Raw genomic sequence first — 10,647 nt, 5'->3', positions numbered from 1 at the left:
GGGGTACAGAAAATGAATTCATTCTTGCTAAGCGCTGATCAGCAGCAAATGGCAAATGTGTCCGCTGTGGGATTGGCGGAATATGCCTGGCTGATGGTGGCGATACCCCTGGTGGTGTCGGGACTGCTGTTGGTATGTGGACGCGCAACCGACAAATGGGGGCATTGGCTGGCAGTTGCTGCCTCCTGGAGTTCCTTCCTGATTGGCTTGGTTATTTTCTGCCAAATGATCGGGCAGGCACCAGCAGAAAGATCGATCTTGGCTCCCGTGTTTAGCTGGTTTACGGCTGGTAGCGGTAACGAGCAGATCACACTTTCCTGGAATATCCTGCTGGATCCCCTGTCGATGACTTTCGTGCTGCTGGTTACCTTCGTAGGTTCCCTGATCCACGTTTACTCCGTGGCCTATATGGAACACGACCCTGATCGGCGACGTTTCTTCGCCTACCTGAACTTCTTCGTGGCATCGATGCTCACCTTGGTGCTCTCGGATTCCTACGTGGCGTTGTTCTTCGGTTGGGAGGGCGTCGGTTTGGCATCCTACCTGTTGATTGGTTTCTGGAACCACGAACTACCCAATGCGGTAGCCGCCAAGAAAGCCTTCGTGATGAACCGCGTAGGCGACCTGGGATTACTGCTAGCGATGATGTCCATGTACGCGGAATTCAATTCTATGAAGTTTGTGGACGTACTGGGAGCTTCCCGCTCCGGAGACATGACCCCAGGTTGGGCCACTGCCATCGGTCTGTTCTTGCTGTTGGCGGCCTGTGGTAAATCCGCACAGTTCCCGCTGCAAGCCTGGCTGGGTGACGCGATGGCCGGCCCTACTCCGGTGTCGGCTTTGATCCACGCGGCCACCATGGTTACCGCCGGTGTCTACTTGATTGTCCGTTCTGGGGCTATCTTCGTGGCCTCCCCGACGGCGCAACTATGTGTAGCTATCGTCGGGGCTATCACCCTGATGTTCGGAGCGATTGTGGGTTGTGCCAAGGACGATATGAAGAAAGTACTTGCCGCCTCAACTATGTCTCAGATTGGATACATGATGTTGGGTGCGGGTCTGGGACCCATCGGCTGGACGTTGGCTATTTTCCATCTGTTCGTACACGGTTTCTTCAAAGCCCAGTTGTTCCTGGGTGCCGGCTCGGTCATGCACGCTATGAACGAGCAGGTTAATATCCGCCGCTTCGGTGCCCTAAATCAGGTAATGAAAGTTTCCTGGATTTGTTTCGGGATTGCCTGGCTCGCGATCTTGGGGATTCCCCCGTTCTCGGGATTCTTCTCCAAAGAACCGATTATCGCGGCTGCGTTTAACGCGACAGCTTTTGGAACCGCAGGCGCATGGATCTTTGGTCTAGTGGCCATGATTGGCGCTGGCATAACCTCGTTCTATATGTCGCGGCTGTTCTTCACGATTTTCCATGGGGAAAAGCGCTGGACCACCCAGTTCGATGGTGGCAGCGATGTGCATCCGCATGAGGCTTCTTGGCTAATGAACGGGCCAATCGTGGTGCTGTCAGTATTTTCGGTGGCTATGGGGATGATGTTGGGCTTTACGGACAAGTTCAACCAATGGCTAGAGCCAGTGACTGGAACGCAATCTGCTACCGAAAAGGCCACGGTCTCAGTGTTGTCGCATACTGCGATTTCGGTTATCACCTTGGTCTTGGTGCTTTGTGGCCTGGCTCTGGCGTTCACCATGTACGTTCGCCGGCCGGTACCGAAAGTGGCTCCGGCCTCTAACGCCCTGGTGGAGGCAGCTCGGGTTGACCTTTACCAAGACACCGTTAACGAGTCGGTGGCCATGCTACCTGCACAGCTGCTCACCATCGGGGTGGGTGGCGCTGATCGGGGAGTACTTGACGGTATTGTCCGCGGTATCGCCTGGTGTGCTGGGGCATTCGGACGTGCGGTCAGTCATGTGCAAAACGGCTACATCCGTGCATACGCCAGTTACATTCTTGGCGGGGTGCTTTTAGCCTTAGTCCTAGTTGTCGGAAGCCAATTGGTTTAGGGCAGGAGGAAAAGATAAATGGAAATTACAGTCCTGAACTCAACTTTCCCGGTACTAACGCTGTTGGTGGCGCTACCGGCGTTGGCGGCGCTGGCACTGTGGCTGATTAAACCTACCCGGATTGCAGCGCGCCAAATCGGACTAGCAGTATCGGCCTTGGTGTTGTTAGGCACCATCTACCTGGCGCTGAACTTTGACTATGGTAAAGCCGCCGCTTATCAGTTCGCGGAAACCCATAGCTGGATTCGCGCCCTGGGAGTTTCTTGGGCGCTAGGGGTAAACGGCTTAGGGCTCGCGATGCTAGTGCTTTCGGCGCTGCTCACTTTGATCGTGCTGATCGCTTCGGCACGCGACCTCGAGGGCGAGCAAAAACCCTATGATGATGCCGGATATGTGGGGCTGACTTTAGCCACTCTGGCATTTATGATGCTGATTTTTGCAGCTCGCGACGTATTCGTCTTCTACCTGGCGTTTGAAGCCATGCTGGTTCCTATGTACTTCCTGATTGGACGTTACGGGAATGGTGCGAAACGAAAAGCTGCCGCTATGAAGTTCCTGCTCTATTCTTTGGCAGGTGGATTAGTGATGCTGATCGGTATTGTCGGGGTTTACGTCTATTCGCCCAATGCCGCTGCGGCCAGTGAAAAACACGCTAGCCTCTTCCTGCTGGAAAACTTGGCGGGACAGCTCAAAGCTAGCCCCGGGGTAGAAATGGCGCTGATGATTAGCTTCTTCATCGCGTTTGCGGTGAAAGCACCGATGGTTCCGGTTCATACCTGGTTAGCCGATACCGCTGAAAATGCCCGTCCGGGAACTTCCGCCCTCCTGGTGGGAATCTTGGACAAGATTGGTACTTTCGGGATTATTACCCTGTGCTTAACCATCTTCCCGGATGCCTCTCGGCGCGCCGCTTTAGCGTTCATTATTCTGGCAGTGATTTCGGTAATCTGGGGTTCGCTGGCGGCTTTGGCGCAAAAGGATCTGATGCGTCTAATCTCTTTCACTTCGGTTGCGCACTTTGGCCTGATGGTGATGGGTATCTATGTTGGCAATACGGTGGCTTTGGCCGGTGCCATGGTTTATATGGTTGCGCACGGGCTGTCAATCGCGGGCATGTTCCTGATTGGCGGGTTCCTTACCGAGCGCGGTCAAAGCCAAGAAATCGCTGCCTACGGTGGTATGCAACGGGTTACCCCGCTGATTGCCGGTACCTTCCTAATCTCAGGTTTGGCGGCCATCGCCCTTCCTGGTCTATCCGGGTTCGTACCGGAACTGATGGTGCTAATCGGAACCTTCCGGCTCTACCAGTGGGCAGCGGTGCTTTGCTTGGTGGGAGTAGTCGCGGGTGCGGTTTACGTACTCTTGCCCTATCAAAAGATTTTCACCGGCAAGGCTCCCGAACATCGCAAATCGATTAGTGATTTGAATCCGCGGGAACGCTGGGGGGTGGCAGCGCCTTTGATTGTGCTGATGCTGGTGATTGGCTTGCATCCGCAACCGCTGGTTGAACCCATGTCGCAAGTAGCCCAACAGGTGGTTGTCACCCAGGATGTGGCTTTTCAAGTAGAAGGGAGCGGAAAGTGAGCTTAACCAACGCTACCGTAATCAACGACTTCAGTGAACTAGGTTTCAACTGGGCGCTAATGGCGCCGGTAATGGTGGTGCTCTTTGGGGCAGTCATCGGAATTCTGCTCGAGGCATTCGTATCTGCTAAGCGTCGCTGGAGCGTGCAATGTGCCTGGTCGATCGGTGTAGTTGCGGTCGCACTCTTGGCCTTTGCCCCCTCTTTCGGAGCTTTCGATCTGCAAAGCGGTCAGCGGCTAGTGCGCGGGGAACTCATCGTTGATGGATTCTCGATGTTCTCACAGATGCTGATGCTAATCGTGGGACTGCTAGCACTATTGCCGATGATAGATCGCACCGGCAGTCAGGTTTCTGCTTTTGCGGGGCAGCCCTCGGATATTCCCGGATCCTTCCAGGAAGAACAAACTGAGCGGCGCGGCTATCAGCGTAGCGAGGTCTTGCCGCTGAGCCTATTCTCCCTGGGTGGGATGATGCTGTTCCCCATGGCGAACTCGATGCTGACCCTGTTTGTGGCGCTAGAGATTATCTCGCTACCCCTATACGCAATGACCGCTATGGCGCGTTACCGTCGCCTGCTGAGCCAAGAGGCCGCCCTCAAATACTTCGTACTTGGGGCGTTTGCATCCGGCTTTATGCTGATGGGTATTTCTTTGTTGTATGGCTATTCCGGGTCGCTATTGCTAGATCAGCTGGCGTTGGCGATTCCCTACCGGGTAGCTTCTCCGGCGCTTTTGATGACCGGGGCTGCCTTGATGATGGTGGGTCTGCTCTTTAAGATTGGTGCGGCTCCCTTCCACGCCTGGACGCCGGATGTTTATCAAGGGGCACCTACCCCGGTGACTGGCTTCATGGCTGCGGGAGTAAAAGCTGCGGCATTCCTAGCCATGCTGCGTTTCTTCTCTACGGTAGTCGTGCAGTTCGAAGCGAACTTTAAGCCGTTCCTGTGGACGGTGGCTATTTTGACGATGGCAGTGGGTACCTTCTTTGGTCTGGTGCAAGACAACATCAAACGAATGTTGGCCTACTCGTCTATTGCGCATGCCGGTTTCATTTTGATTGCCTTCACCAAGGGCGCACTTAACGCTAATGGTGCAGTGCTGTTCTACCTGCTGTCTTACGCGGTGGCTACCATCGGGGCATTTGCGATTATTTACCTGGTGCGGGTAACTAACGAGGACGGGGTGGCTACTGCTGAACAGCATTCCATGCCGGCCTGGGCAGGTTTCGGTAAAACTCATCCGGTACTGGCCGGATGCATGATGCTGTTCTTGCTCTCATTTGCGGGTATCCCCCTGACAGCTGGATTTATGGGTAAATTCCTCGCCTTTAGCGCAGGTCTGCAAGGAGGGGCAACTGCCCTGGTTATTTGCGCGGTGATTGCCTCCGCGATTACCGCCTTCTACTATTTCCGGCTGGGTAAGATCATGTTCCTAGATCCAGTGGCAGAAAATACTACGGTGGCTCCGCACGCTGAGATCACCTATGTGGCGATTGGGATTTGTGCCCTCTTAACAGTGCTTCTGGGGATTTTCCCGGGATCGGTGCTAGATATTTTGCAAAACACCGCTATTGTTATCCCGTGAGTAACTTGTCCCAGCAGCGCCTCGATGAGCTCGAAGATCGGATTTCCGAGGGCCTAGTTCAGGTAGAGAACCGTCTGGATTCGGTGTTATCGGATGATCGCGGAGTGCTTGACGATATTATCGGTCACCTGGCGAAAGCTGGTGGCAAGAGGATGCGTCCCGGTTTGGTGCTGCTGTGCTCCAACCTGGGGCCACATCCTTTTTCAGAGGAGGTGCTGCGCTCCTGCGTAGTGGTTGAACTGACCCACCTGGCAACGCTTTATCACGATGACGTTATGGACTCGGCGCCCACTAGGCGGGGCGTAAACGCAGTCCAGCGTGTATGGGGTAATAACCGCGCGGTACTGGCAGGGGATTTAGTCTTCGCGCGTGCCTCGCAAGTGGTTGCCACCTTGGGTCCAGAAGCAGTTTTGCAGCATGCGGTAACTTTCGATCGGTTGTGTCGCGGCCAGCTCAATGAAACCTTCGGGCCGGAACAGGGGCAAGATCCGGTTCAGTTCTATATCCAGGTGCTGGCCGATAAGACCGGTTCGCTGGTGGCGCAGTCGGCGCGCTTTGGGGCGGAACTTTCTGGTGCACCCGAGGAGGTTACCCAGGCGGTAGTGCAGTTTGGGGAAAAGATTGGAGTAGCCTTCCAGCTGGCTGACGATGTGATTGATTTGTCCTCTGACAGCGCAGACTCTGGGAAAACTCCGGGAACGGATTTGCGGGAGGGCGTAGATACCATGCCGATTCTGCTGCTGCGGCAGGATGCGGCGCAGGGCGTTCTCGATGAAGATGGGCAAAAGATTCTGGCAGAACTCAGCCGAGGAACCTTGATTAGCGAGGACGCGGCTTTAGAACGAGTAGTGCAAATGCTACGGGCACATTCGGTATTGGAACGCACCCGGCAGTTAGCGTTTTCCTGGTGCGAGGAAGCGAAGGCGGCGATTGCTTCTCTGGAAGATCAAGAGGTTAAGGCAGCGCTAGAAAAGTTTGCCGACACCTTGGTTGATCGTATCGCTTAGAGGCGGTCGATAAACTCGGTGGCCACTTCTTCGGGTACGTCCTCTTCCCTCATCACGTCCCTAATCGCGTCCCAGCGTTGCAGGCGTCCGGAGTCTCGCATCTGACGCAACTTATCGCGGTCAGCCTGCGAGGACGCCAATAAGTTTTCTACGCTGCCGATCTCTTGTTCAAAGTGGGCTTTGCGGGCGCGGTCGCGCGCATTCAAAGCCCCCACGCTCCGGGCAACCAGGAACACTAGGCCGGCTGCACATAGGAGAAAACCAAATGTCAGAAGAATACTCATAAAAAGATTCTTTCACGTAGTCCTGAAGCAGGGCTGAAAGCTTCCTAAAAATCGGCTGGCGTAAGCGGAGTTAGGGATTCGCCCAGCCGTTAGGAATACACCCGAGGTTGTCGCCCCCATCTGAGCTTTGCTGCTGCATCACTGGAGCTAGATTCCCGGGCTGAGGACAAAACAGGTGTCCGTGTCCTAACCAGTGCCCAGTTTCGTGAGAAACTTCGTAAATGCGGTAGTCAGTCATGGTTTTACCTTTTTGGAACCACATCCCGGCACCGCCTATCCAGCGGTGAGCATTGAGCACCACGTTATCGCCATTTCGACAGTTAGAAACCCCCTTAGTGGTTAGGGGGGCGCATAGTCTGTCTGTAAGGGAAGGGCTGGCAATAACTATCCGAAAATCAGCCTGCCCATCGGTGCGGGTAAAAGACATTTCGCCCTGTTTTCCACCCCATCCGCGCGGATCATTTAGGATCGCGTGGATGCTCTTCGCGGCAGTCTCTCCTTTAAGCGGAAGGCCGTTTTCTATCTCAACCCGATAAAGGTAGACCTTACCGGTACCACGCCCAGGCCAGGTGCCGGGTACTACCGAAGTTTCTCCCGAAGCGGATTGGGGAACTTCGGTAGAAGTTTCTCCCCCCGGAAGATCCCCGGTAACCTCCAAAGCTATTTGTCCGGTATTTTTTTTGCTGTCCGTACTATTCGCGTGCGGAACCGCTGTCCAATGCAGGGTGGGGGCGGTTTGAGTTACTTTCGCTGTGGCTTCGGGAGATCTAGGCATCGCCGAAAGAATCAAAATAAAGGTTATAGTCAGCGCGATTGCTAGCGAGGAAGCGCGAATAAGTAAATTCCAATCCGAGCGCCGCCGCGCACGGCTGGCGCGCGAATGTAGGCGCTGCCTCCTGGGTGGATACACTGACACAATCACCAGTGTAAGCGATTAGGAAAGCCAACCTGACCATCCGGCTGCTTAAACGGCGATTTACTCGAGAATATTGGCAGGTAGATAGAGGAAAGATAGAAAAAACACGTCTTCGTCCTCAGTGAGGAAATCAAAAAATCTTGTGGCGCTTCGACTTAGGGGACTCAAGACCTAGGCTTTCACTTTTACCTGGTAAGATTAAAAGCGAAAGAATCGCTTTTTAGCGCAGTCAAAAATAAATGGAGGCCATTTACCTATGGCAAAGTATGTCTACATGTTCGCCGAGGGCAACAAAGATATGAAAGACCTGCTTGGTGGCAAGGGTGCCAACCTGGCAGAAATGACTAATCTGGGTTTGCCCGTTCCCCCCGGCTTTACGATCACCACCGATGCTTGCCGGGCATATCTTAAGCACAATGAGGTTCCGGAAAGTCTGGTGCCAGAAGTAACCCAGGCGCTGCGCGAGGTTGAAGACCAGATAGGGCGTAGCCTCGGGGACGAGGAGGAGCCGCTGCTAGTCTCGGTGCGTTCGGGTGCTAAGTTCTCGATGCCGGGAATGATGGAAACCGTCCTTAATGTGGGTCTTAATGACCGCTCGGTAGCTGGCTTGGCAAAGATGGCTGGTTCAGCGCGGTTCGCGTGGGATTCTTACCGCCGCTTGGTGCAAATGTTCGGGAAGACCGTTTTGGATATTGACGGCGACCTGTTCGCCGACGCGCTGGATGAGATGAAAGAAAAAGTTGGCATAACCGCTGACGTGGATTTGACCGCCGAGAACCTGCAGGAGCTAACTGCGCAGTTCAAGCAGATTGTCAAAGATCAGACCGGTAATGATTTCCCGCAGGATCCCCGTACCCAGATGGATATGGCAATCGAGGCGGTTTTCCGGTCTTGGAATACGGAGCGGGCAGCGATTTATCGTCGCCGGGAACGGATCCCGAACTCCCTGGGTACCGCGGTGAACATCTGCACCATGGTGTTCGGAAATATGGGTGATGATTCCGGTACTGGTGTGGCTTTCACGCGCGACCCCTCTACCGGTAAATCCGGGGTTTACGGCGACTTCCTGATGAACGCTCAGGGTGAGGACGTGGTGGCGGGTATCCGCAACACCGAACCGTTGTCCCACCTCAAGACGGTTAATGAGCCGGTTTACAACGAGCTAATCAAGATTATGCGCAAGCTGGAAACTCACTACCAGGATATGTGTGATATCGAGTACACCATTGAAAGAGGCAAACTGTGGATGCTGCAAACCCGCGTGGGTAAGCGGACTGCGGCTGCCGCTTTCCGGATCGCGGTGCAGCTAAATGAGGAACGTCTGATTACCCAGGATCAAATGCTAGAGCGGGTAACCGGTGAACAGCTCACCCAGTTGATGTTCCCGCAGTTCGATGTGGATTCTGATCGGGTGCGCCTAACTACTGGTATGGCGGCTTCTCCGGGGGCTGCTGTCGGCGGGATTGCATTTAATAACGAGCAGGCCGAAGCCGCGGTACAAGCTGGTAAGACCTGTATTTTGGTACGTCGGGAAACCAACCCGGATGACCTGGCAGGAATGGTTGCGGCCGAAGGCGTGCTGACCGCGCGCGGTGGCAAGACTTCGCACGCAGCAGTGGTTGCTCGCGGTATGGGCAAAACCTGTGTCTGTGGCGCCGAAGCCCTGGAGATTGATGCGGAAGCCGGAACTTTGACAGTAGATGGCAAAACCTTCCACGAAGGTGACGTCATCGCGATTGACGGCGCTACCGGCGAGGTTTTCGAGGGCGATGTTCCGGTTCAGGATTCTCCGGTTACCACCTACCTGGAGTGGGGATTAGAAGCCGGCCTGAAAGCCTGCGATAACGATGAGGATCTGAAAGATCTGGTGCATTGCGTTGACCGGATGATAAAGCTGGCGGATGAACGCGCTAAGTTGCAGGTTCGTGCGAATGCGGATAACCCGCAGGATGCCAAACTAGCAGTGGAGTTTAAAGCTACCGGGATCGGATTGTGCCGTACTGAGCATATGTTCCTGGGAGATCGTCGCCCGCTGGTTGAACACGCGATTTTGTCCGATGAGGGGTCTTCCGATCGCGAAGATGCTTTGGATAAGCTAGGCGAGCTGCAAAAACAGGACTTCGTAGAAATGTTGCGAGTTATGGACGGCAAGCCGATGACGGTGCGTCTGATTGACCCGCCGCTGCACGAGTTCCTACCGGATCTGACCGGTCTGGAAGTCAAGGTGGCTTTGCAAAAAGCCCAAGGTGAGGTCAACCCTGACGATCAACGGATGCTGGTGGCAGTACGCAGGATGCATGAGGCCAACCCGATGTTGGGTCTGCGCGGGGTACGTTTGGGCATTTGGATGCCCGGCCTATTTGAGATGCAGATCCGCGCCCTAGTGAGTGCGGCGGCTGAGCTGAAGAAGCAGGGATTGGATCCTCGCCCAGAGATTATGGTTCCGCTGGTAGGGTCGATTACCGAACTCGGTCTGATTCGTGACCGCGCCGAAAAAGTTATCGCCGAGGTTTGCGAGGCTGCCGGAGTTACCTTAGATATTCCGATTGGCTGCATGATTGAGTTGCCGCGGGCAGCGATCACCGCCGAGTCTTTGGCGAAAGAAGCTGACTTCTTCAGCTTCGGCACTAACGACCTAACCCAAACCACTTGGGGATTCTCTCGCGATGACTGCGAGGGAGTTTTCTTCCCCGAGTACATCGAAGAGGGCGTGTTCGGGACTTCCCCGTTTGAAACCATCGACACTCACGGCGTAGGTCGCTTGGTGAACGAGGGGGTAACTCGCGGTCGTTCCACCAATCCCGGAATTAAACTGGGTATTTGTGGTGAGCATGGTGGAGATCCGGAGTCAATCCACTTCTTCCACAAGGCCGGCTTAGACTACGTGTCTTGCTCGCCCTTCCGGGTAGCAGTGGCACGCCTAGAGGCGGGTCGCGTGGTGGCTTTGGAAAACATTCAGGGGTCCGGAGAGGACGCCACTGCCTAGAGGACGACTAAGGGTGATGCCTGGTTGCCAAAAGTGGGTGGTCGGGCGCTCTTAATGGCTATTTGCTGAGTAAATAGACGTTTATTACCGCTGACAGCTGTTATTCTGAAAGTGGTGGCGTCTAGTTTCCCCGCCCTGGCGGGCAGAGGTACTCGGCAGCCGTACCCTAGTCTATTTTCATAACACCCCTGGGGGTCGGCGGGATTTTCCCGCCGACCCCCTTTTATCTTTTTAGGTAGCCACGGGTAGGGGCGAGCTCACCCCAATACCCCTA

7 protein-coding genes are annotated in these 10,647 nt (G+C 54.8%); 5 read left to right on the top strand and 2 right to left on the bottom strand.

The annotated features are described in order from the left end of the window. Positions 1 to 12 precede the first annotated feature (12 nt). The 4 genes from nuoL to KO216_RS08575 are packed head-to-tail and all read left to right on the top strand — an operon-like array spanning position 13 to position 6,187. Positions 13 to 2,013, top strand: a complete 2,001-nt coding sequence (gene nuoL, locus KO216_RS08590; protein WP_215523792.1) for an NADH-quinone oxidoreductase subunit L — start codon at positions 13 to 15, stop codon at positions 2,011 to 2,013. An 18-nt stretch (positions 2,014 to 2,031) separates the two neighbouring features. Further along, positions 2,032 to 3,597 (top strand): NADH-quinone oxidoreductase subunit M, encoded by a 1,566-nt coding sequence (locus KO216_RS08585; protein ID WP_215523791.1) that lies wholly within the window; start codon positions 2,032 to 2,034, stop codon positions 3,595 to 3,597. Then, positions 3,594 to 5,180, top strand: a complete 1,587-nt coding sequence (gene nuoN / locus KO216_RS08580; protein WP_309547308.1) for an NADH-quinone oxidoreductase subunit NuoN — start codon at positions 3,594 to 3,596, stop codon at positions 5,178 to 5,180. Before KO216_RS08585 ends, nuoN begins: the two co-directional genes overlap by 4 nt. Then, positions 5,177 to 6,187 carry a polyprenyl synthetase family protein gene (locus tag KO216_RS08575; protein WP_215523790.1) on the top strand — a complete coding sequence of 337 codons (1,011 nt, stop codon included), beginning with the start codon at positions 5,177 to 5,179 and terminating at the stop codon, positions 6,185 to 6,187. The genes nuoN and KO216_RS08575 overlap by 4 nt, the downstream gene beginning before the upstream one ends. Here KO216_RS08575 and KO216_RS08570 read toward each other — a convergent pair. Both KO216_RS08570 and KO216_RS08565 read right to left on the bottom strand, forming a co-directional pair. Continuing rightward, entirely contained in the window at positions 6,184 to 6,471 is a 288-nt protein-coding gene (locus tag KO216_RS08570; protein WP_215523789.1) for a hypothetical protein, read from the bottom strand. The two genes, KO216_RS08575 and KO216_RS08570, sit on opposite strands and share 4 nt — an antisense overlap. 70 nt (positions 6,472 to 6,541) lie before the next feature. Beyond that, complete coding sequence (locus KO216_RS08565) at positions 6,542 to 7,387, bottom strand: DUF3152 domain-containing protein (RefSeq protein ID WP_215523788.1); 846 nt, start codon at positions 7,385 to 7,387, stop codon at positions 6,542 to 6,544. Between the two features lie 256 nt (positions 7,388 to 7,643). On the opposite strand from KO216_RS08565, the gene ppdK reads away from it, so the two are divergent. After that, entirely contained in the window at positions 7,644 to 10,373 is a 2,730-nt protein-coding gene (ppdK, locus tag KO216_RS08560; RefSeq protein ID WP_215523787.1) for a pyruvate, phosphate dikinase, read from the top strand. The last annotated feature ends 274 nt before the right edge of the window (positions 10,374 to 10,647 follow it).

The sequence above is a fragment of the Varibaculum prostatecancerukia genome (assembly GCF_943169825.2).
Classification (GTDB): Bacteria; Actinomycetota; Actinomycetes; order Actinomycetales; family Actinomycetaceae; genus Varibaculum; species Varibaculum prostatecancerukia.
The sequence above is the reverse complement of the archived record's forward strand: the minus strand, read 5'-3'. Positions and strand labels throughout refer to the sequence as shown.

Excerpts from the sequence above, each read along its gene's own strand:
- KO216_RS08585 (WP_215523791.1), top strand. The coding sequence starts at position 2,032 with ATGGAAATTACAGTCCTGAACTCAACTTTCCCGGTACTAACGCTGTTG.
- ppdK (WP_215523787.1), top strand. The coding sequence starts at position 7,644 with ATGGCAAAGTATGTCTACATGTTCGCCGAGGGCAACAAAGATATGAAA.
- nuoL (WP_215523792.1), top strand. The coding sequence starts at position 13 with ATGAATTCATTCTTGCTAAGCGCTGATCAGCAGCAAATGGCAAATGTG.
- KO216_RS08570 (WP_215523789.1), bottom strand. The coding sequence starts at position 6,471 with ATGAGTATTCTTCTGACATTTGGTTTTCTCCTATGTGCAGCCGGCCTA.